General features: G+C 40.7%; 18 protein-coding genes, 9 tRNA genes and 1 pseudogene. 6 read left to right on the top strand and 22 right to left on the bottom strand.

Going from position 1 to position 20,767, the window contains the following annotated elements:
- Positions 1–100: 100 nt before the first annotated feature.
- The 4 genes from ACESR9_RS03435 to ACESR9_RS03420 all read right to left on the bottom strand — a co-directional run bounded on the left by ACESR9_RS03435 (position 101) and on the right by ACESR9_RS03420 (position 6,932).
- Positions 101–1,981 carry a beta-N-acetylhexosaminidase gene (locus ACESR9_RS03435; RefSeq protein WP_373105568.1) on the bottom strand — a complete coding sequence of 627 codons (1,881 nt, stop codon included), beginning with the start codon at positions 1,979–1,981 and terminating at the stop codon, positions 101–103.
- Positions 1,975–2,844 (bottom strand): ROK family protein, encoded by an 870-nt coding sequence (locus tag ACESR9_RS03430; RefSeq protein ID WP_373105566.1) that lies wholly within the window; start codon positions 2,842–2,844, stop codon positions 1,975–1,977. The genes ACESR9_RS03435 and ACESR9_RS03430 overlap by 7 nt, the downstream gene beginning before the upstream one ends.
- An 85-nt stretch (positions 2,845–2,929) precedes the next feature.
- Positions 2,930–5,575 (bottom strand): alpha-mannosidase, encoded by a 2,646-nt coding sequence (locus ACESR9_RS03425; RefSeq protein WP_373105564.1) that lies wholly within the window; start codon positions 5,573–5,575, stop codon positions 2,930–2,932.
- A 76-nt stretch (positions 5,576–5,651) separates the two neighbouring features.
- Entirely contained in the window at positions 5,652–6,932 is a 1,281-nt protein-coding gene (locus tag ACESR9_RS03420; protein WP_373105562.1) for a glycoside hydrolase family 125 protein, read from the bottom strand.
- A 215-nt stretch (positions 6,933–7,147) separates the two neighbouring features.
- Between ACESR9_RS03420 and ACESR9_RS03415 the strand changes: the two genes are divergently transcribed.
- A complete protein-coding gene (locus tag ACESR9_RS03415) occupies positions 7,148–9,223 on the top strand; it encodes a GH92 family glycosyl hydrolase (protein ID WP_373105560.1) in 2,076 nt (691 codons plus the stop codon).
- Between the two features lie 190 nt (positions 9,224–9,413).
- On the opposite strand, the gene ACESR9_RS03410 is transcribed toward ACESR9_RS03415, so the two are convergent.
- From ACESR9_RS03410 to ACESR9_RS03370, 9 genes and pseudogenes are all read right to left on the bottom strand, one after another.
- Positions 9,414–9,971 (bottom strand): DUF6287 domain-containing protein, encoded by a 558-nt coding sequence (locus ACESR9_RS03410; protein WP_049472597.1) that lies wholly within the window; start codon positions 9,969–9,971, stop codon positions 9,414–9,416.
- A gap of 138 nt (positions 9,972–10,109) precedes the next feature.
- Complete coding sequence (locus ACESR9_RS03405) at positions 10,110–11,615, bottom strand: zinc ABC transporter substrate-binding protein AdcA (protein ID WP_049483548.1); 1,506 nt, start codon at positions 11,613–11,615, stop codon at positions 10,110–10,112.
- Positions 11,616–11,617: 2 nt separating this feature from the next.
- Positions 11,618–12,421 (bottom strand): metal ABC transporter permease, encoded by an 804-nt coding sequence (locus tag ACESR9_RS03400; RefSeq protein ID WP_049506201.1) that lies wholly within the window; start codon positions 12,419–12,421, stop codon positions 11,618–11,620.
- Complete coding sequence (locus ACESR9_RS03395) at positions 12,414–13,118, bottom strand: metal ABC transporter ATP-binding protein (protein WP_003013743.1); 705 nt, start codon at positions 13,116–13,118, stop codon at positions 12,414–12,416. The genes ACESR9_RS03400 and ACESR9_RS03395 overlap by 8 nt, the downstream gene beginning before the upstream one ends.
- A gap of 1 nt (position 13,119) precedes the next feature.
- The gene (locus tag ACESR9_RS03390) at positions 13,120–13,557 is read right to left on the bottom strand and encodes a zinc-dependent MarR family transcriptional regulator (protein WP_003004547.1); all 438 of its coding nucleotides are present in this window, start codon (positions 13,555–13,557) and stop codon (positions 13,120–13,122) included.
- A 338-nt stretch (positions 13,558–13,895) separates the two neighbouring features.
- Positions 13,896–14,006 (bottom strand): annotated as a pseudogene (locus ACESR9_RS03385) (IS30 family transposase); the annotation flags it as partial.
- A 320-nt stretch (positions 14,007–14,326) separates the two neighbouring features.
- Entirely contained in the window at positions 14,327–14,992 is a 666-nt protein-coding gene (locus tag ACESR9_RS03380) for an HAD family hydrolase (RefSeq protein WP_003005418.1), read from the bottom strand.
- Positions 14,993–15,039: 47 nt separating this feature from the next.
- Positions 15,040–15,294, bottom strand: a complete 255-nt coding sequence (locus tag ACESR9_RS03375) for a transposase (protein ID WP_006147802.1) — start codon at positions 15,292–15,294, stop codon at positions 15,040–15,042.
- 367 nt (positions 15,295–15,661) lie between these two features.
- Entirely contained in the window at positions 15,662–16,108 is a 447-nt protein-coding gene (locus ACESR9_RS03370) for a helix-turn-helix transcriptional regulator (protein ID WP_006147801.1), read from the bottom strand.
- Positions 16,109–16,428: 320 nt separating this feature from the next.
- On the opposite strand from ACESR9_RS03370, the gene ACESR9_RS03365 reads away from it, so the two are divergent.
- The 5 genes from ACESR9_RS03365 to ACESR9_RS03345 all read left to right on the top strand — a co-directional run bounded on the left by ACESR9_RS03365 (position 16,429) and on the right by ACESR9_RS03345 (position 19,919).
- Complete coding sequence (locus ACESR9_RS03365; RefSeq protein WP_023027534.1) at positions 16,429–16,902, top strand: hypothetical protein; 474 nt, start codon at positions 16,429–16,431, stop codon at positions 16,900–16,902.
- Positions 16,903–17,098: 196 nt separating this feature from the next.
- The gene (locus ACESR9_RS03360; RefSeq protein WP_373105554.1) at positions 17,099–18,139 is read left to right on the top strand and encodes a replication initiation factor domain-containing protein; all 1,041 of its coding nucleotides are present in this window, start codon (positions 17,099–17,101) and stop codon (positions 18,137–18,139) included.
- A gap of 2 nt (positions 18,140–18,141) precedes the next feature.
- On the top strand, positions 18,142–18,528 hold the full coding sequence (locus ACESR9_RS03355; RefSeq protein ID WP_061599443.1) for a hypothetical protein: 387 nt from the start codon (positions 18,142–18,144) through the stop codon (positions 18,526–18,528).
- A 59-nt stretch (positions 18,529–18,587) separates the two neighbouring features.
- Positions 18,588–18,782 carry a DUF3173 domain-containing protein gene (locus ACESR9_RS03350; protein ID WP_000598356.1) on the top strand — a complete coding sequence of 65 codons (195 nt, stop codon included), beginning with the start codon at positions 18,588–18,590 and terminating at the stop codon, positions 18,780–18,782.
- A gap of 3 nt (positions 18,783–18,785) precedes the next feature.
- A complete protein-coding gene (locus tag ACESR9_RS03345) occupies positions 18,786–19,919 on the top strand; it encodes a tyrosine-type recombinase/integrase (protein ID WP_373105552.1) in 1,134 nt (377 codons plus the stop codon).
- Positions 19,920–19,994: 75 nt separating this feature from the next.
- Here the strand turns inward: ACESR9_RS03345 and ACESR9_RS03340 are convergent.
- From ACESR9_RS03340 to ACESR9_RS03300, 9 genes are all read right to left on the bottom strand, one after another.
- Positions 19,995–20,078: transfer RNA gene (locus tag ACESR9_RS03340), tRNA-Leu, on the bottom strand.
- A 10-nt stretch (positions 20,079–20,088) separates the two neighbouring features.
- Positions 20,089–20,160, bottom strand: a tRNA-Gln gene (locus ACESR9_RS03335).
- Between the two features lie 19 nt (positions 20,161–20,179).
- Positions 20,180–20,252: transfer RNA gene (locus ACESR9_RS03330), tRNA-His, on the bottom strand.
- Between the two features lie 12 nt (positions 20,253–20,264).
- A tRNA-Trp gene (locus ACESR9_RS03325) sits at positions 20,265–20,335 on the bottom strand.
- 6 nt (positions 20,336–20,341) lie between these two features.
- A tRNA-Tyr gene (locus ACESR9_RS03320) sits at positions 20,342–20,422 on the bottom strand.
- 15 nt (positions 20,423–20,437) lie between these two features.
- Positions 20,438–20,510, bottom strand: a tRNA-Phe gene (locus ACESR9_RS03315).
- A 3-nt stretch (positions 20,511–20,513) separates the two neighbouring features.
- Positions 20,514–20,587, bottom strand: a tRNA-Met gene (locus ACESR9_RS03310).
- Positions 20,588–20,596: 9 nt separating this feature from the next.
- Positions 20,597–20,686: transfer RNA gene (locus ACESR9_RS03305), tRNA-Ser, on the bottom strand.
- A gap of 7 nt (positions 20,687–20,693) precedes the next feature.
- Positions 20,694–20,765: transfer RNA gene (locus tag ACESR9_RS03300), tRNA-Glu, on the bottom strand.
- Between the last annotated feature and the right edge of the window lie 2 nt (positions 20,766–20,767).

Raw genomic sequence — 20,767 nt, 5'->3', positions numbered from 1 at the left:
TAGCTTTAAAAAAGGAGTAGAAAAGGGCGATTGTAAACACAGCTCCTCTTCTACTCCTATCCACCATGGATAAGACATTTGTCATCCAACTTGGCATTTTTTACGTTGTATAAATAGTTGAGGCTGTTGCAATGGTATGCCATTGATTAGCCGTTGTGGCTGCGAAGCCCTTATCTCCGTAGAAATCGTTGAATGGCAAAATCTTTACTTCCAACTCATCGATACGTGAGATAGAATCAGCTAGATAGTCTTCAATACGACTTTCTGCTCGCTTGATGCGTTGCAAGAGTCCTCCCATACGGATGTCCACGGTATCCAAGCCAAAGACCTTGTTTTCTTTCAACCATTGGTGGCTAAAGAGCTTGTGGAAGGTTTCAATCTGGCTTCTTAATTTGGGTAGTTCTTCCCTAGCAATTTGTTGCAAGCTCTCTTTATCACCTGCTTGATAGGCTTGACGAATGCGTCGTCCCACATCCACCTTGCCACTTAAAATAGCATTCAACTGGGCCTGAGTTTCGAAAAGATAAGCGTAGACTCCAGCTTTTTCTTTAATGTCAGAAAGAGTCTCAGCTGCCTGGGCAAAGTGAGGCTTGTCCTGTTCAGGTGTCATGTGCTTGTCAAGGATTGGACAGAGAACATCCTGATAAAAGACATAGCGGTTAGGATTGATGCCACTGAGATTGTCTGGTAGATCTGGTAAGAGGTTGGCCAAATCCAGCTGCATAAAGTCCTCAACCGATAGACCTGTATTGGTCTTGAAGTGAGCAGATAAACGCTCTAAATCATTGCGATAGCTGAGCTCGGCCCAAATTTGCAAGCTTGGCAGAATAGAGAACTGAGCTGTTTCACCACCATTATCTCCCCAGCCCGTCACAATGACTTCTTTAATCTGATTAGCACGGCAGGCTTTATTTGCTTCGATAGCGATGAGACGACTGAAATGGTTGTGTGGTGTGAAACCAATCCACTTCCAAGCACCACCTGCAAAGGCAATATCCTGGCTAATCTTGTGGTGGTTACCGAAGTTACGGTTGTATTTTTCCTCGCTATCTTGGTAATAATCCCAGTAAACCAAGGTCACACGGTCTTTGAGACGGTCAAGATAAACACGAGTTTCTTCTGGAATTTCGACATCACGGTCGTACTGGCCATCTGCTGACATGAGTTTGAAGAACATATCGCTCCACATCTGGCAGTGGAAACCATACTTGTCTGCGATATCCAGCACGCGCTCCAAATGTTGGCACATAAGGAGGCTACGATCAACCACACCGTTTAGGATGAGGTAGCGTCCCAAACCAACTAGGTGAGCTTCATCCATCCCGATATTGACCTTGCGTGTCTGCAGTTTAGACAGAGTGGCAAACATGCCGTCGATTAGGTCGTAAACTTTTTCTTCACCGATGAGGAGAATGTCCTCTACATCACGAAGTTGCTGGACTTCTTTGACACCCCATTTGACAAAGGCTGATAAGTGAGCCAAGGTCTGGATACATGGTACAAAGGTCATATCAAACTGCTGGGCGTAAGCTTCGATTTCCTGTAATTCTTCAGCAGCATAAGCGCCACGGAAATAGCCAAAGTAAGGTTGCCCTTCAATCTGATAGGTATCTTCCATATAAAGCTCAAAGGTTGAATAACCCATGAGAGCTAAGACTTCAATCATCTGCTTGGCAGATGCAACATTTAGAACTGCATTTCGCGAACAGTCAGCCATGTAGGCTAAATCTTCATAAGCCGCTTGTTCTTCAATCTCTACCTTAGTCCCTTCTTCTAAAGCTGTTGCGAGAACAGATAAGGCGCGATAGAGTTGGTGAGGTTTGCGATAAGTCAATTGATATTCTCCACCCTCACCTTTGATAGAGATAGAAGCTTGGTCAGACTGAGCGACTGCCACTTCTACATCTGGTAGAGAAATGTGCTTTTGAAGTAAGTCTATAGCTTGCTGTTGTTTACTGCTAATTCCGGTAAAATTTACCATTGGTTTTCCTCCTGTAACCAGTTGACAAGGGCACCGTAGAGATTGGCATCTGCCTGATAGGTGCAAGCTTGGATAACTGGCGCAATTGTATACTCTTCATATCTTTCCACAAAGACGTCTACTGCTTTTTGCACCCCTTTGATAAAATCAGGGTTCTGACTGATAGAACCACCTAGGCTAATGACATCTGGGTCGATTAGATACTGGATATTGAGCAAGCCTTGAGCAAGATTACGATTCATCCGCTCAATGGCTTCTTGGCAAAGGGCATTGCCTGCTGCAGCCTCTTGGTAAACCTTACGGCCATCCCAGTCGGTTTGACCAGATTTTTCGATGACATAGCGAACCATGTTTCCTGTAGAAGCTAATAGTGACCAGTTGTTGAGTTTTTCTGCTGGTTCGATAGTAGTCATGTAACCAAACTCTCCACCCAAGCCATGGCGACCACGGTGAAGCTTGCCATTGATAATCATGGCCCCGCCAATCCCTGTGCCAATGACAACACAGGCTGCATTTTCAATCTCAGGATGAGCTAGCAGTTCACTAAGTCCAACACAGTTGGCATCATTTTCTAGATGGACAGGTAGCTGGTGATGAGCAAGGGCCTGGTACCATGAAAATCCATGAATGTAAGGAATGGCACTAATCCCCTCGATCACTCCTGTTTCTTGATTAACCGCTCCTGGGACACTCATAGCAATCCCACGGTAGTCCTCTTCTGACAAGCGTTGATCCAACCAAGCCAATAAATCTTCTAGAGTTTCTGGAGTTGGGGTGCTGGTCTTATCTAAAATCTTTCCATCAGGAGTTAGACTAGCAAACTTAATGCCAGTCCCTCCGATATCAATCGTTGCAATGGTCATTGCTTTCACCTGCAAAAAGGAGCGAGTCAGCAGTCGGTTCTTACTTTTTTCGCTCCTCCTTTCTGTTTATGTTTACTTTTTGAAATTAAATTTCTTCTTTTTTGATCAATTCTGTTCGAATTTCCTGTGGTGCCAATAGTCCTGAGTGGACCGGATACGGTTGCTCCAGAAGATCGACAACCGTTTGTTGCCCTTCTGACACGCGCACATTTTCTTGGCTCATATTGTAATAGCGAAGGATGTAACCTTCTTCATTTTCTGCTACCTTAAAGGCTGTTGGACAAACCTGAGGATGCGTCAAGGCTGTATGCTTGAGTAAGCTACCAGACGCCGCTACACTTCCTTCTTGTTTTTCAACTTGGAGGCTAGTCATCGGTGTCTGTAAAGCCTTAGCTCGGCGATAAGCTGAGAAGCGGCCCTGAGCTTGATGGCATTCCACTGCATATTCCACCTCAAAGTCCCGCAAACATTGTGCTTCTGGTGTTGGGAAATAGCCCCAGTCACCAAGTTCTCCAGAAGCCCGAAGAAGGGTCACGGCAATGGTATCATCCCCTAAAATTTCATATTCATGTAAACCTTTATTGGCTACTGTTACCCCCTTGACATCATCATACAAGCTGACGAAAGCTTGTTGGTGTTGGGGATTTTCAGGATTTTCCCAAGAAGCGGCTGGCTTATTTGGCCGTGTGACCACCTCATAGATGCTTTCAGAATCGTTGCTTGGACGAGTGTTATGAGTTTTGACCAAGAGACGGATGCGGTGATCCTTGGCTGTATTGGTGAAGCGCGTCTTGAAGCGAATTTGCGGGTCATCCACAAAGACGGTCATCACTGTTTCAAGAGGGATGGTTGTCAGCTCTTCTGAGCGTCCTGCCTTACGGTTCATAAACTCGATAATGCCTCTTTGTTCCGCATCCAATTGTTCATCCGCGCTGACCGGGATTGCCAAGTCATGCTTGAGCAAGATTTTGGCATAGCGAGCATTGTTTTCTAGAACTTCATAACCTTTCAGTTGAGCATAGATTGGCTCTGTTCCTTTTGGTTGGAAGTAGATATATTCATTTCCGATATCACCACGATCTTCGAAGCGAAGGAAATCCTCATAAGCCTCATTGGTCGTTTTATCATAGAGGGTCAAACCATCATCAATACTTAGGGTTACAAATGGTGTATCGATCACCCCATTTTGGAACAGACCATCATGATGAGATGCTTTCCCTTCTAAGAGCTGGAAGGTCGTCCAAGAAAGAGGTGATAGGTGAACTGGAACCGTCACGCGCACTTGACGCGCGATATAAGGTTGACGGAATTTATCCTTAGGCAAGGTATAGCCAAAGCTTGCCCCCAAGTCTTCAATCTCCGCTTCTACAAGATGACCATCTAAATCCTCTACGTGGTAGTCCGGCAAGCTCAAAGCCGCCATCTTCTTGAAACCTTCTGTCGGGTGCAATTCCTTAAATGGACAAACCGCTACGTCGACAATCGTGCTGACGGTATCCACCTTATCATGCAAGCCTGTATTGATGACCGTAAAGAGGAGCTCACTCTGGGCTTTTTGAGTCGCTAGTTTACCCTTCCATTCGTTCAGAAGGTTGGTCTTGACAAAGTTTCCGACTTGATTGACCTTGGCAAAACGAACTTCCATTTCACGGTGAACTTCGTCAATACTACAACCACAGATACTATCGTGTGGCGCATTTTGTAAGAGTGTCTTCCAGGCATAGGTCAATTGATCCTTGTGGTTGTGCCCACCAGTAATGATGGTCAAAGGTTCCACCACTTGCTCGAGCAAGTTGCTGTTTTCTTGGAAAGCTTGCTTGAGATAAATCCGAGAGGAAGACGTATTTGCCAGTGTGTACCAACCATCGGTTTCCTGACTAGTCAATTCTCCCGTAACCGTAGATAATTGCTCAGGAAGCGCACTTTCCACTGCTTGCACATATTCATCAAAAGAGCTATGAATAAAGGTCACGTCAGGGAAGAGTTCGTTGGCCACGCGAATAGCTTCACTCAAGTTTCGTTGAACCGGTTGGTGGTCACAACCGTTCATCATCAACCATTGGTTGGTGGAGGCATAGTCACGAACATCTGCCAATTTTTGTTTCCAGAAAGCCAAAGCTTCATCTTTATCCACTGGAATTTCGTTCCCGTTACTGTACCAGTTGGCAAAAAGAATACCAAGCACACGGCTACCATCTGCCCCTTGCCAGTACATTTCAGAAAATTGAGAGGTAAATTGCTCATCTTCGAGGACTTGGTTGTCAAATCCGATTGGTTTGACCCCACGCCCAAAGGCTGCTACGTGAATCCCTGATTTTTGAAGGAGTTGAGGAGCTTGTCCCATATTTCCAAAGGTATCTGGGAAGTAGCCAATCTGCGTAGATTTGCCCCATTTAGCGCATTCAGCCTGTCCGATCAAGGTATTGCGGACATTGGCTTCGCTGGAGATCAAGTAATCATCCTGCAAGATGTAGAAGGGACCAATCTTGAGCTTGCCCTCGTCGATATAGCGCTGCACCTTGTCACGGTTTTCAGGGCGAATTTCTAAATAGTCGTCAAGGACAATGGTTTGTCCATCCAAGTGGAAACTTTTGAATTCAGGGTCATTTTCAAAAAGATCAAAGAGATTGTCAAAGAGTTCCACCAATTGCATGCGGTGACTTTCAAAAGGTAAATACCACTCACGATCCCAGTGGCTGTGAGAGATGATATGTACAACAACATTTTCCATGAGTAAAACCTCATTCTAACTTAAATTTAAAAATATATTTTTGATTCTTTCCCAGAATCTGTTAAGCGACAGCTCATTAGCGAATATCCAAGTAATCCAAGACCAATTCACAGAACATCATGTTGGCCCAAGAGAACCATTCACGCGAGTATTTGGTTGGATCATCTACATGGAAACTTTCGTGCATGACGCCCGTGCCTCCATCGCAGGCAACCAACTGGTCCAGCAAATGTTTTTTCTCAGCTTTATCATTTGTTGTCAATCCTTGAATGGATAAAGCAATCGGCCAGATATAGCGATAAAACGTATGAGAACTTCCTAGTCCACTTGCGTACTTCCCTTCATAGAAGTAGGGATTTTCAGGGCTCAAAATCGTCCGACGAGTAGCTTGGTAGACCTCATCGTCAATGGCGCAATATCCCAGATAAGGAGCTGCCAACAAGCTTGGCACGTTCGGATCATCCATGATGCTAGCATTTCCCAAACCATCTACCTCAAAGGCATAAATCTTCTCACCCTTGCTATTAGTGGTGTAGGCATAATTTTCGATCCCTTCTTGAATCTCAGCTTGCAGACGTTTAGAGTCAGCAATGATGCTTTCACTATCAGCTAGATTCAACTCTGCAAAGATTTTTTGCACATAACCCAAGACAACCACTGCAAACATATTGGATGGAATCAGATAGCTATACTGACAGCAGTCATCACTTGGACGAAAGGCTGACCAGGTCATCCCTGTCACGGCAAAATCAGGACCAAAACCATCATTTACCAAAGTGTCTTCCTTACGATCCGTATCCCGAACAAAGCGATAAGGAGAGTTCTTGTGGTCTTGCTCCACCGTCCAGAGATGAAGGATTTCCTTGGTCGCCGTAACAAAAGTTTCATCAAACTGGCTAGTCTCACCAGTTTCTTTCCAAAGGAGAAAAGCTAATTGCAAGGGATAGCACAGCGAATCCACTTCATACTTGCGTTCCCAAATCCAGCCATTGAGATCTGTATGGTCGGTCTCGTGGTGACCCTTCCAGTTCTCTTCAATGTTGAAGGAGTTGGCATAGGGATCCTTGAGAATCAAAGTCATCTGACGTTTAACCAAGCCAGCAATGGTCTGGCGCAAGAGAGGGTCTCTTTTAGCTACATGAAGATAAGGTCTCAATTGAGCAGTAGAGTCACGCAACCACATAGCTGGGATATCCCCTGTTAGCACAAAGGTTGAACCGTCTTCTAAAATTTCAACTGTATTGTCTAAAGTGTCTGTGTAGCAACGCTCAAAGACATCCACCCATTCAGGGTACTCCTTGGCACGTTCTGCTACTTGGTCCAGCCATTCTCGCACGATTTCTTTTGAATAGGTCATTTATTTTCCTCACACGTATCGATTCTTTCCTATTCAGTATAAAAGATTTCAGATGGGAAATACATACGCAAACTATAGCCCTTTTTCTACAAAATTTTCCATTTGATAAAAACGCTATCATATTTGACAACACTTTGATACAATGAAGAAAATATCACTGCGTGTTCCAAGAAAAACACAGACCATTTAAGGTTGATGAAGAAAAAGGAGACCAGATGCACACTACTTGCCAGACCATCGATACCCGCTGGGGAAGCGATAATCATCCCCACTATTCGCACGGAAACACCCTCCCTTATACCGGAGTTCCTTTTGGAATGAACTACTTTCTTCCTCAGACGACACACGAACAAGGAGCTTGGTTTTTCAACCCCAATCTCCCTATTTTTCAGGGGTTTCGCCTCACCCACCAGCCTAGTCCTTGGATCGGAGACTACGCTTGGTGTCTCATCACGCCCATCACAGGAGAAGTTACAAGTTCCGACCTCTTCCGTCGCCAGAGCAGTTATTCGCTGAAAGAAGCTCTTTTTCAGCCCCACTACCTCCGTATTTTTTCGGAACGTTATCAGATTCAAAGCGAGCTGGTTCCAAGCCGCTACGGGGCTGTCATGCGCTTTCAAGCACCAGAAAAATTGACTCTCTGCTTTCATGCAGCAAATGAACTAGAGGACTTGACCCTTACAGACCACACCTGTCACTTCCACATTCTGGATCAGGCCCATACTGCTGATACTTCCTACTCTTTCTATCTCCAGTGGCAATTTAGCCAGCCGATCGAGACTGTCACTCACATCGATCAGGATCTTTTTCTTACCTTTGCTAGCAATGAGGTGACCGTCCAATTAGGAAGCTCTTATCTGTCCCAAGACATGACTCACAGCCATCTTCCCAACCTTCCCTTAGAGGAAGCTAAAAAAAAAGCAGCCGATCAATGGAATCAGCTACTAAAACGAATTGAAGTGAAAGATAACGGAGGATGTGATCAAGCCTTTTTCGACCACTGCCTGTACCGACTCCTCCTTTTTCCTCAAACCTTTTATGAAATAGATACCGAGGGAAATGACTGGCACCTGGATGTCACCCATAATGAAATCAAACCAGGAAAAGCTTATACGAATGTCGGTTTTTGGGATCTCTTCCGAACATCTTTTCCGCTCTTTAGCCTTGTCTACCCCGATTACTACCGTCACTTCCTCGAAGGATTTTTAAATACATACCAGGATACTGGTTTTCTACCAAAATGGTTGGCCCCAGATGAACGAGGGATGATGCCAGGCACTCTCATTGATGGAGTCTTCGCAGATGCTGTCACAAAAGGGATCGCACCAGACCTACATGAAAACATGCTGACAGCCATGCTCCAGACAGCCCAAAAAACAGATCCTATGCAACATTTTGGTCGCCATGGCAATGAAAGCTACAAAGTGCTTGGCTACTTACCTGAAGATTTTCACGAAAGTGTTAGCCACAGCCTCGATTATGCTTACAGTGATTTTTGCATTGCCACCGTCGCTAAGCAATTGGGTCAGGTAGAAACGGCTACTCAGTATGCTGCTTCCAGCCTCTCCTACCGAACATTGTACGATGCCCAAACGGGCTTCATGAGAGCGCGATCCACCAATGGGAAGTTTAAAGCCCCCTTTTCTCCTACTAGTTGGGGAGGAGATTATGCAGAATGTTCTGCAACCCAGGCTACTTTTGGAGCCTTACACGACCTCTCCGGCATGATAGAGCTAATGGGCGGTAAAAAAGCCTTCACCCAACGACTGCTGGATCTGGCCAATCAAAAACCTCAATTTGACGTAAGAGGATATGGCTATGAAATCCACGAAATGAGTGAAATGGCCCAAGCTCCATTTGGGCAGATCGCCATCTCCAATCAACCGAGCTTTCACATTCCCTACCTCTTCCGCCACAGCCTTCACCCCGAATATACCAATCTCCTTATCCACCAGATCCGTTTCCAAGCTTTCCATCAAGATTTCCAAGCCTACCCAGGTGATGAAGACAATGGTAGCCTATCTGCTTGGTACATCTGGTCGGTCCTTGGACTCTACCCAACCTGCCCAGGAAAACCAATCTATGATCTGGGCCTCCCTCTCTTTAAAGAAGTTCTTCTCCATCTTCCAAACCATGAGCTCAAAATTTGTGCTAACTCCCATACTACAGGTGCCTATTTCATCCAAAAAGCCCGATTAGATGGCAAAGACCAGCAAGAGATTTCCCATCAGGATCTCCTTGAAGCCCAATTGCTCCAGTTTGACCTTTCATGGCTCCCCCCACATGCATAAGAAAAAGAAAGTGGGACAGAAATCGGTCATTCGTTAGAATTCGATTTCGTCGTCCCACCTCCGCACAGTTGAGTAGGGCTGTAAAAGCTGATGAAATCAGCGTAGTAGAGCCCACTCAACCACTGCGTCTTGCTCGACAATCTAAAAATAATTGAGAGGCTAGGACTTTTGTCCCAGCCTCTTTTTTCTGTTATTCATCTCCTACATGATAGTAGATCGAGCCTTGTTCCCCAAAACTAGCGATACCAACACCAGACCATAAGCGGTTTTTAGAGGCATCTGATGTATCTTTAAAGACGACTTGTCCTTGATCATCGACCTGATCACCAATGGTCACTCCTGCAGGAATATACTCCAACAAGAAGCCTCCATCACGACCACCATAAATGCCTTCTGATGCTGTTCCATAATCCGTCAAAGAAGCTCCATAGCCCTCTAACTCTTGTGAGACCAACCCTTTGTCGTTAAAGACCAGCTTGTTTCCCTTATCATCTTGCCAGATACCAGCAATACTGCTGTAGTCTCCATTGGCAATCGCTTCAAGATCCATTTTCTTCACTTCTTTTTTCTCTTCTTTTTTTTCTTTCTCCTTCACTTCCGAACTAGAAGCAGCCGTCTTTTTGACCTCAGAAGAGGTCGTCGTTTGACTAGAAGAAGCCGGTGATTTTTTACTCACCCTCTGCTGCGAACAAGCTACCAACAGGACCACACTGAGAAGACTCACAAGAATTGCACCAACTTTTTTCATTTAAAATTCCCCATACATTTTTTAATTTAAAGCCCTTTCATTGTAACGTATTTTCAAGCATTTGACAAGCTTCACTCCCCATTTTTAATCAAAAAGAGACCGGGATAATCAGTCCTAGTCTCTCTTTTGATACAACTTTTAATGAGCCAGCATTTCCTGTGCCACTTCTAAACCAGATAAGTTCGAAGGATAATAAGTTGGCCAATTTTCCAACTCATCATAAAGCGCTTCTTGACTCTTTCCTCCATGGAAAATGTGGAAGTGAGCTGCCTTTACCGGAGTAATTTCATGGTCACTAAATTGAACATATTTGAAGTCTCCCGCATCGCTCTCCTTGGCTTCAAATAGATAACGAACACCACGATTTCCCTTCTTATAAGTCAAAATGTGCTTACCTACGTATTTATAGGTATATTTCTTAGAAGATCCTTTTTGATAAAACTCCATTGAATCCTTATCAATCTTAATCCGATCAATATCTGTTTGGTAACCCTTGGTATAATATTCCTTATACTCAGCAGCCGTCATAGTTGGATTTAATTTTGCCTTATAATCAAAGACCTGATCCAAAGTTCCATCTTGCAAGTATGGATAAACCGATTTCCAATCACCTGCATAATTTGCTAAGCTACGATCCTTCACTTGACTATCCTCGAAATATCCCTTTTGAACTGTCTTAGCATCTTCCTCATGTTCCGGTTGAATATCCTTACCAGCTTGTGACGTTGTTTTCTCTAGCGCCTTCAGATTCTCCTTCATAACAGACACGTAGTCTTCGCCATCTTTCATTTCTTGATCCGTCAAGCTTTCCAAAGGATTTAAGACAGCTAACTCAACACCAGCTTCAGAAGACAAGGTTTTCGCCAAGGACTTAGAAGCATTTTCCTCAAAGTAAATGACCTTGATCTCATTTTTCTTGATATACTCTGTCAATTCACGCAATCGTGCAGCAGAAGGCTCACTATCAGGTGAAATCCCTGAAATGGCCACCTGGTTTAATCCATAATCTAAGGCCAAGTAACGGAAAGCCGCGTGTTGGGTTACGAAATTCTTTTGCTTCGCATCTTTCAATCCATCCTGATAAGCTTGATCCAAAGCCTGTAATTTCTTCAGATAGGCTTGGGCATTTTTCTCAAACGTCTTTTTCTTATCTGGATAAGCTGCCACCAACTGATCACGAATCGACTCTACCATCTTCATGGCACGATGTGGAGAGAGCCAAAGGTGAGGATCATATTCATGATGGTGTTCTTCGCCCCCTTCGTGTTCATGTTCCTCTTCCAATCCAGGAAGCAAGACCATGCCCTTGGTGGCATCGATCACTTTAGTTTTCTTATCCTTCATTGATTTCAAAAGATTTGGAACCCACGTTTCCATGTTTTCATTCTCATAAACGAAAACATCCGAATCTTGAATCATAGCCCGCCCCTTAGCAGACAATTCATATTCATGAGGCTCTGATCCTGCTCCAATGAGCAGGTCTACCGTTCCTTCATCTCCGACAATATTTTTTGTAAAATCATAAACAGGATAGAAAGTGGTCATCACTTTTAATTTCCCATTTTGACTCTGACTTTTGCCACAAGCTGTCAAAACAAGTGTTAAAGCCACTAACAATAACCAACCAAATTTTTTAAAGTTCATATCTACTTCCTCAAACGTGATCCAAGATTCACAAGCAAGAACAGTGCCACAAATAAAAGCGTAATACTGGCACTCGCTGGTGTATCTGCAATATAAGACAAAATCAACCCACTAAACATCCCGATAAAACCAATGATGACCGCAAGCAACATGACCCCACGGAAGTTCTTCCCTAATTTCAGGGCAATACTAGCCGGTAAGACCATGATGGTTGAAACCAATAACGATCCTGCTGCAGGAATCATTAAGGCGATAGCAACCCCCGTTACCACATTAAATAAAATGGACATAGTCCGGACAGGAAGGCCATCTACGAAGGCCGTATCTTCATCAAAGGTCAAAATATACATAGGCCGCAAGAATAAGGCCGTCAGCACTAATACAACGAAAGCAATCACAAACAAGGCGATCACCTGTTCATCTGTAATGGTTAAGGTAGAACCAAACAAATATTGATCCAAGCTCATCGAGCTTTTCCCACCACCACGCATCAGTACCAAAGCTAGGGCAAGACCAGTGGACATTAGAATTGCCGTCCCAATCTCCATAAAGTCCTTAAATAAGGTCCGCAAATACTCAAGAAAGACCGCAGCAATAATGACAATGATCATAGTCGAGAGCGTCGGAGAGATCCCAAGAAAAAGTCCAAAAGCGACACCCGCAAGAGAGACGTGACTCAGCGTATCACTCATCAGACTCTGCCGTCTTAAAATCAAGAAAATCCCTAATACAGGAGAAAAAAGACTCATGGCAACCATAGCCAACAAGGCCCGCTGCATAAAATCATACTGGAATAAATCAAGCATGGTCACCCTCCCCTTCAGTATCATGGACATTAAAACATCTCCAAGGAGAGCTTTGGTCACGAACCAAATGAATATTCCGATCCGCAAACTGGTTAACCTCTTCAGGATCATGTGTAATCATCAAGACAGATTTTTGATGGTGATGCGCACTATGATGCATTAACTCATAAAAATCACTCTTTGTCGTCGCATCCATCCCTGTTGTCGGTTCATCTAAAACAAAGATATCCGGATCTGAAGCAAACATCCGAGCAATGACGGCCCGCTGTTTCTGACCACCAGACAAAGAACCAATCGCCCGATCCTTGAACTCCAGCATCCCAACAGATTCTAAACTCTTTAGAATATGCTTTTCATCGTGCTCATTCAACTTTCGAAACCAGCCTTTACGAGGATACCGACCTGACTTCACAAATTCATAAACCGTACTTGGAAACCCTGCATTAAAACTAGCAATTTGTTGCGGCAAATAAGCAATCCTTAACTTCTTTCCCTTAACATTCGTCTTTGAAATCTCAACAGTCCCAACCTTGGGCTGTAAGATGCCAAGGCTAGCCTTAATCAAGGTTGACTTAGCAGCGCCATTCTCGCCAGTCAGCGTAACAAACTCTCCACTATCTAAATAGTAATTGATCCCTTCCAGAACCGGTTCTCGATCATAATAGAACGATAAATTTGAAACCGTAATATACCTCAAACTATAACTCCTCTTCCAATAAATCTAAAAACCGCGAAATGACCCCTTGCTCATTCTTAGTAAACTTCGACAAGACATCCTCATAAGTGTGAAGGGTATGCTGATGGTGGTGCTGATGCTCTAAGGCAATCGGCTTACCAATCTCAGTTAAACGGTAATAGAGAACCCGTGCATCATTTTCATCGCGATAAGTCTCCAGCATCCCCTGACTTAATAAGGGCTTCACAGCCTTCGTGATCGCTGCCTGACTAACATTCAATTTCTTTGCTAAGACAGAATTGGTTAGAGCTTCATCAGCAACCAGCATCAAAATATGTTCCTGAGTGTTGGTTAATGAAACACCACTTGTACAAGAACCAACTAAAATCTCATGTTGATTCTCAGATAATAATAAAATAGAATTTAAAAAACGATCGATTTTATTTGCAACTTCAGACAAAATTAACTCCTTCTAATTCACTAAAAGAAACTTTACCGGTTAATTATATCACAAAAAAGAAAAAAATAAAACAAAAAAAGGAGTAAAACTCCTTTATAATCTATACCGGCGGCCGGGGTCGAACCGGCACGTCCTTGCGGACACTGGATTTTGAGTTCTATGAATACATTTTTTAAATCTTATAACCTTGATTTAGTAGGTTTTTTAGACTTTTAAATCTTGCAAAATAGACTCTTTTTTCAAATTTTGGTAACTTTTTTGTAACTCATCTTTCTCTCTTAAATAACTACTTCCATAAATAGTGAGTCGATAATCTTATTTCTTAGTTATCTCATTTGTCAAATTAAGCTAGACAATTTCACCTGACTCAGAAAAACTTGATACGGAGTTTGGTAGTTCAAGGACTTCCTTGGGATTCGATTTCGCTTATCAAGTACAGAAAAAACAAATTAAACTATAGTCCGTTAAAAATTAGAGGTATCGTAGTTAGTTTACATATCTATCAAGTGTCTATAGTAATAAACTTCATTATTAAAATAAAATGTATTAGTATCAAAGCAACTATCTCAACTTGATTGGTTACTATAATACATCCCTACTAATATCAAAAAGCCACTGTTTCCAGTGACTTCATAATACCTTTCGCTCAAAAATATTTACGTTTTTACCAACAAAGCTACACACTCAGCGGTTCGCTGTTACCTTAAATTTCGTTATGAAACAAGTTTATTTCTTTCTAACGTCCTCAAGAACCTCATCGCCTTTCAACTCAAAGACTCTGTGATTCTATTATTTGTAAAACTTCTTTCATATTTTCAACTTTCCATTGCGCTTTGTCATTAAAAAATGGTAATCGGCTATCATAATAACCAATAGTTGCAATTCCGGCGCTAGTTGAAGATTCAATTCCAGAGTATGAATCTTCAATTGCAATACATTGTTCTGCTTGCAATTCTAACTTATGTAGCGTTGTTAAATAGATAGACGGATTTGGCTTACTTTCTACAAAATTCTCTCCGCTAACGATGACATCAAAATATTTTTTTATGTCACACCTTTCTAAAACTTCATTAATATGCTCATATTTTGATGATGATGCTACAGCTAATTTGATTCCGTTTTTCAATGCATAGTCAATAATTTTTAGAATTTCTTTTCTAAAAAGTAAAGAATAATCAATTTTTTCATATCTCTCATCACTAAAAGAAGCATATTCTTTTTCTATAGTTTTTATATCATATTGTTTCCCAATAAATTGCTGTAAAAGCCTATAAAGATTAAAATATGATTTACCAACTAATACCAATAGCTCAGAATCTTCGTAACTAGATTTTGGATTAAGGTGTTTGATAAAATCTTTCTGTATTAGAAAATCTTGGTACTCTGTATCAACTATAACTCCATCCATATCGAAGATTATACCTTTCAAATTCATAAATCCTCCTTTAAAATCAAAATCTATCATATATAATACCCGTGTTGCTAGTTGATAAAAAATCCTAAATTATAGACCAAAATAGCCCGTTCGATCTCTAATTGCAAACCTGCTAAAGAGCGAGCAAGCGGATGTTCAATGTTAAACAATGCATTTAGGACAGAGATCCGAGTTTCGATGGTCCTTCGGATTGCCAGGATAGCAGGATTGTTGTGCTCAGCTGCTCCTTTCATATTTTTACGAATCGGCGTCAAAAAGTCTATTCCCTTGGCTTCCAATCGTTTTTTCAGTTCCTTACCCAAGTAGCCCAAATAACTACTATTTGGGCAAAATGTTACTTAGTTTCTTTTTAAATGAGCAATGAGTAACTTAATAAGATAAGCTAGAACTACAAGTGATAATAGAAAGAAAATAGAATAAATAAAATAGATTTGCATATTGGACACCTCCTAAATAAAAGAGATAAGCCATCCTGCCCTCAATATTATTGTACTCCCACTTAAAAGCGGTGTCAAGCATTATGATAAATAATACTAGCACCTATGGTGAATTTAAAATCTAAAAAACAAACCATCAATCTGCATTAAAATAATCATAAACCTCTTTATATGGAATTCCGTTAATATTTTAGACACATTTTGGGAGGAAATTTTGAAGACTAGCGTCCTTCTATTTTTCCCAATAAGTTTTAACTTCTTCAAAAATCTTATTCAAAAGTTCTGCATCTTTTTCTGACAACTGATTTTTTTCTATAACTCTATCTTTTAGTTCTGTTGCCTTTATTTTATTTCTTGCCACCGAAACTGCTATTGAATGTTTCAAAATATCAAACTCATCCTTTGAAAAGTTTGCAATATTGGTAAGATCTAATTGTTCTAGAGGTAAACTACTGATAATTGAATAAGGTTTTTGTCCCAGCAAATAATCTGTAGTAGTACCAAAGATATTTGCTAATTTCACAACGAATTCTAATCCTGGTTCTAACGTTCCATTCTCCCACCGAGAATATGTCCCTTGTTGAACTCCAATTAATTCCGATATTTGTACTTGAGTTAACTTTTTTGATTTTCTGAGAGTTTTTAACCTCTCTGAAAATTTATAATCCTCTGTATACATAATTCTCCTATAGATATTCTTATTCGTATATTTTTTCTTGACAAAATATTCTAAACGGTATAAAATAGAATTATTCCATAAGGAATATTTGTTTTGAGATTAAATATTCCATTGAGAATATTATAGCATAAAAGGGGGTAAAAGCGTATGTAATTAGTAGTCGATTTTAAAAATTTTAATAAAGGAGGTAAGATTCGACAAAATAAAAAAATCTTGAAACAAATGTGCCGTTCGTTCCAAGGTCAAAACATATTATGTAACAATTATACCACAGAAAACTCCTCAGTTGCACAAAAAAAATTCGGAGGTTTCACAAAAAGATGACCAATAAAGAGTTAGTCAATCAAATTTCTGGCCTAAACTCTACCTCTACTCTTAAAAATTGGATCCAACTGATTAAAGAGATAAGTGGCAAGGAATTTAAGAAAATTAAAATTCCTATCAGTAGAAATCCAAGAACTCATCAATTAAGTTATACAGTTGCCTATGACTTTACAGACGAAGACCTTAGACAATTTCAAAAGTTAGCTAACCTAAAACTTGAAATAGGTCTAAAAGAGGCTATACAAGCCGTATTTGGGAGTCTAGCAGACAATGAACAAGAACTCCTAAACCAAGTAATAGATGAGCTCTATGATGAACTGAGCGCCTTAAAACAGGAATTTAAGCGAGAAATACGACTGATAAAAAATGAGAATGCCAATCTAAAAAAGAAAATCCAAGATATTGAAGAGTCGATGCAAACCGGCTTACTAGGGTTTGTTCAGAAGAGGTCAAAAAATAGGTTCGGCTAATAGCGAATTTTCGGCTGAGCCATGAGGCAGAAAGCCGAAAACGAGCGTAGATGCGGACGGACCATTTTTGACCGATAGGGTGTGTAGTAACACCACCCTCTGCAAGTTAGGTGTACCATCGAAAGAATTCAGTATTTCCAAGGGTTTCGGAGATGTTAAGAGTGGCAAAATTAGGCAAAAAGTTGAATCAAAATCTATGGCAAAAAATGAACATTTACGTTCTGTATTTGACTGGATTCAAATTCAGTTTGATAAGACTGAATTTTCGCCAAGAGAAATAATCGAAGACATCCTATTTCTTGACTTTGACCTATTTATTGAGAATAAGGGGAGCCTTAAATACTATAACTATGATAGCCAGCTTCATTATGGGAACATCCGTATCTACTATGGATCGAAAGAGTCGTCCTACATGCTTGTCATGTCAGGACAGGCACTCGAATTCTATAGAGATATGGTATTAGATCCAAATGGCCTGACCGAAAGACAGTTTCTAAACAATCTCTACTACAATTACAATCGTTTTTCAATCAGACGAATTGATATTGCTATAGATGATTTTAATGAAACTCCCTATTTCACTCCTAATCAGCTTCTAAAGATCTGTCAGAAGAAACGCTTTATATATGGAAAAAGCACCTACTACAATACCTACGGAGATGAAACAATCGGCCAGACCTTATATTTAAGAAAACCCAATGATGATGAAAGACTTAGAATTTACGATAAGCGCTTAGAACGAGCTGAGAAGCTCGGTATCAGCAAACGTTTTATAGAAAATTGGATAAGAACGGAGTTAGAACTTAGGAAAGAAAAAGCTCACTACTTCATTCAAGAGTGGTTGCATTCAGAAATAGATCTTCTCAACTTTACCAAGGGATATCTCAAAGAAAAAGTGAGGTTCTATAGTGATAGTCACTTCTCAAAACCTTTGAGATCTTGGGAAAAGTTTTTAGGTCACTCAAGACCTGTCTCTATCATTATTTCAAAACCAAAAACAGAACTGGAACAAAAATTAGAATGGTTTACCTATAAAGGTTCAGGAGCTATTCTAAAAGCGTATAAATTTCTATACGACAATAACTTACTGCATGAGTATGAGAAATCTAACTATCTCGCACTCAACAATATGGAATATCCACCAGATTTAGCAAGTGGATTAATAGAAAGGGCAATACTCTTTAAAAGAGAGGATTTGATCCCCACAATCAAAGAAAATATCAAAAGGAGAAATTAACTATGGCAAAAATGCTTTCACAAAATGACTGGAATTTTAATAACATTGGAACAAAATTTGAATTGGATGAAGTCATTCCAAAATTTGAAACGGAAGTCCGAGCTGATGCAAACGGAGAAATTATCAAAAACCGAGATGGTAGCGAAAGACGTTTTAATACCGATAAAATCATTGGTTGGAAATACAATGTAACAATCAAGGATGGACAATTCAAAAAGAAATCAACCCAAGTCTCAGTAGACAATCCAGAAGCTTTAGTTGATAATGACTATATCCAAGCAATGGATGAAGTACCAGTAACATTTGACAATTTACAAGCTACTATGATTAGTACGACAATGTATTACAAGGCGGATGCAATCCATCTAGTAGATGTAAAACAAAAATAAGTATCAGACAAGGGGAGTTAATCCTCCCCTTACTTAATCTAATTAGAAAAGGAGATCACATGATTAAAACTGTAACAAAAGATGACCTTATCGAACTTGGATTTGCTCCAGGAACTGCAAGAAAGATTATCCATACTGGCAAATTACTATTAGTAAATCGTGGTTTTAATATCTACGATAACAAACGGATTGGTACAATTCCAGCCAGTGTCGCTGAAGAACTACTAGGAATTGAACTCCAGAAAGAAGCATAATGAATGACTATTCGTAAAACTAAAAGTGGTAAATGGACCGTTGATGTTTCTAATGGTTTCCACCCCGTCACACAAAAAAGAATACGTATCATTCGAAAAGGATTAAAATCTAAAAAGGAAGCCCTAGAACTAGAACAACATATTCGAGTTGTAGAATTAAAAGAAAAACAATTTGACTTTGTAGTCACAACGGATATGTTATTCGACTTACTTGAAGAAGATGATTTGAAAAATGGCAGAAAAGTAAGCTACACAAGTACACAAAGAAACAATTATGAGCGTCATATCAAGCCATATTTTAAAAATACAAATTTAAATAAATTAACGTATGACCATATATTCGAATTTCGTGAATACCTAAAAACAAAACCTAAAAAACAAAATGAAAATGAAGTTTTAAGCTATAATACAATTAATAAGGTTCTAATTCTACTTAAAAAAATTTTTGATACTGGTATAAGAAAATCTCTCATTGACAAAAATCCAGTTAAGAATCTGAGAAAATTACCAATTAGGAAGCCTGATATTAATTTTTGGAGTATAGAAGAATTCACGAAATTTAGAGAACTTATTCGAGATGATGAAATAAGTTATGACCTGTTTTTCATAATTGCTTTCTTTACTGGAATGAGAATGGGAGAAATCCTCGCATTGAACTGGAATGATATAAATCTTTTAACAAATACGATATACGTTACCAAAACGGTATACTTTGTCAATAATACAAGCTACATTAATACAACAAAAACACGATCAGGAACTAGAAATATAACAATAAATCAGAAATTAGCAGAAATGCTAAAAGATTGGAAAGTAAAACAAAAAGAAAAACTTGAGGAATTTACGAAAAATACTGAAGAACTACAAATAATACAGAGTACACCAATAACAATTACAAAAAATATGATTGATAAGAAGTTTAAGCAAATACTAGAAAGGGATAAAGATTTAAAGAAAATAAGAATTCATGATTTGAGACACTCTCATGCATCATTACTTATAAATCAAGGAGAAGATTATCTTGTTGTCAAAGAAAGATTAGGACACGCATCTATTACAACAACAATTGATACTTATTCTCATTTGTACCCTAGCAAACAGAAAACATTGGCTAATAAACTTGATGATTTATTTTAAAATGGAAAAAATTGGTAACTCGACACACAACAAAGAAAAAAAAGACAAGGTCCGAAAACCTTGTCTTTAATACTATACCGGCGGCCGGGGTCGAACCGGCACGTCCTTGCGGACACTGGATTTTGAGTCCAGCGCGTCTGCCAATTCCGCCACGCCGGCATAAATTTAACTGGGGTAGCTGGATTCGAACCAACGCATGAGGGAGTCAAAGTCCCTTGCCTTACCGCTTGGCTATACCCCAATAATAATATTAATAAATAGGCGAGTGATGGGGATCGAACCCACGCATGCCAGAGCCACAATCTGGTGTGTTAACCACTTCACCACACCCGCCATAATTATTAACACGGGCAGTAGGAATTGAACCCACACTGAAGGTTTTGGAGACCTTAGTTCTACCTTTAAACTATGCCCGTAAAGGATGGAAGGGGAGGGATTCGAACCCCCGAACCCGAAGGAGCGGATTTACAGTCCGCCGCGTTTAGCCTCTTCGCTACCCTTCCTGATTATTGAATTGATGGCGCGAGACGGAATCGAACCGCCGACACATGGAGCTTCAATCCATTGCTCTACCAACTGAGCTACCGAGCCAAATTGCGGGAGCAGGATTTGAACCTACGACCTTCGGGTTATGAGCCCGACGAGCTACCGAGCTGCTCCATCCCGCGTTAATATTAAGGAGGATGTGGGATTCGAACCCACGCACGCTTTTACACGCCTGACGGTTTTCAAGACCGTTCCCTTCAGCCGGACTTGGGTAATCCTCCAAATATATAGTCCGTACGGGATTCGAACCCGTGTTACCGCCGTGAAAAGGCGGTGTCTTAACCCCTTGACCAACGGACCAT

Source organism: Streptococcus parasanguinis (genome assembly GCF_964238605.1).
Taxonomy (GTDB): Bacteria; Bacillota; Bacilli; order Lactobacillales; family Streptococcaceae; genus Streptococcus; species Streptococcus parasanguinis_AJ.
Note: the sequence above shows the minus strand (reverse complement) of the source record. Positions and strands in the feature narration are given on the sequence as shown.

What these genes read in the sequence shown, in the direction of transcription:
- ACESR9_RS03350 (WP_000598356.1), top strand. Translation starts at nt 18,588, where the DNA reads ATGATTAAAACTGTAACAAAAGATGACCTTATCGAACTTGGATTTGCT.
- ACESR9_RS03420 (WP_373105562.1), bottom strand. Translation starts at nt 6,932, where the DNA reads ATGACCTATTCAAAAGAAATCGTGCGAGAATGGCTGGACCAAGTAGCA.
- ACESR9_RS03430 (WP_373105566.1), bottom strand. Translation starts at nt 2,844, where the DNA reads ATGACCATTGCAACGATTGATATCGGAGGGACTGGCATTAAGTTTGCT.
- ACESR9_RS03360 (WP_373105554.1), top strand. Translation starts at nt 17,099, where the DNA reads ATGGCAAAAAATGAACATTTACGTTCTGTATTTGACTGGATTCAAATT.
- ACESR9_RS03365 (WP_023027534.1), top strand. Translation starts at nt 16,429, where the DNA reads ATGACCAATAAAGAGTTAGTCAATCAAATTTCTGGCCTAAACTCTACC.
- ACESR9_RS03380 (WP_003005418.1), bottom strand. Translation starts at nt 14,992, where the DNA reads ATGAATTTGAAAGGTATAATCTTCGATATGGATGGAGTTATAGTTGAT.
- ACESR9_RS03400 (WP_049506201.1), bottom strand. Translation starts at nt 12,421, where the DNA reads ATGCTTGATTTATTCCAGTATGATTTTATGCAGCGGGCCTTGTTGGCT.
- ACESR9_RS03355 (WP_061599443.1), top strand. Translation starts at nt 18,142, where the DNA reads ATGGCAAAAATGCTTTCACAAAATGACTGGAATTTTAATAACATTGGA.
- ACESR9_RS03435 (WP_373105568.1), bottom strand. Translation starts at nt 1,981, where the DNA reads ATGGTAAATTTTACCGGAATTAGCAGTAAACAACAGCAAGCTATAGAC.
- ACESR9_RS03425 (WP_373105564.1), bottom strand. Translation starts at nt 5,575, where the DNA reads ATGGAAAATGTTGTTGTACATATCATCTCTCACAGCCACTGGGATCGT.
- ACESR9_RS03405 (WP_049483548.1), bottom strand. Translation starts at nt 11,615, where the DNA reads ATGAACTTTAAAAAATTTGGTTGGTTATTGTTAGTGGCTTTAACACTT.
- ACESR9_RS03410 (WP_049472597.1), bottom strand. Translation starts at nt 9,971, where the DNA reads ATGAAAAAAGTTGGTGCAATTCTTGTGAGTCTTCTCAGTGTGGTCCTG.
- ACESR9_RS03415 (WP_373105560.1), top strand. Translation starts at nt 7,148, where the DNA reads ATGCACACTACTTGCCAGACCATCGATACCCGCTGGGGAAGCGATAAT.
- ACESR9_RS03370 (WP_006147801.1), bottom strand. Translation starts at nt 16,108, where the DNA reads ATGTATACAGAGGATTATAAATTTTCAGAGAGGTTAAAAACTCTCAGA.
- ACESR9_RS03345 (WP_373105552.1), top strand. Translation starts at nt 18,786, where the DNA reads ATGACTATTCGTAAAACTAAAAGTGGTAAATGGACCGTTGATGTTTCT.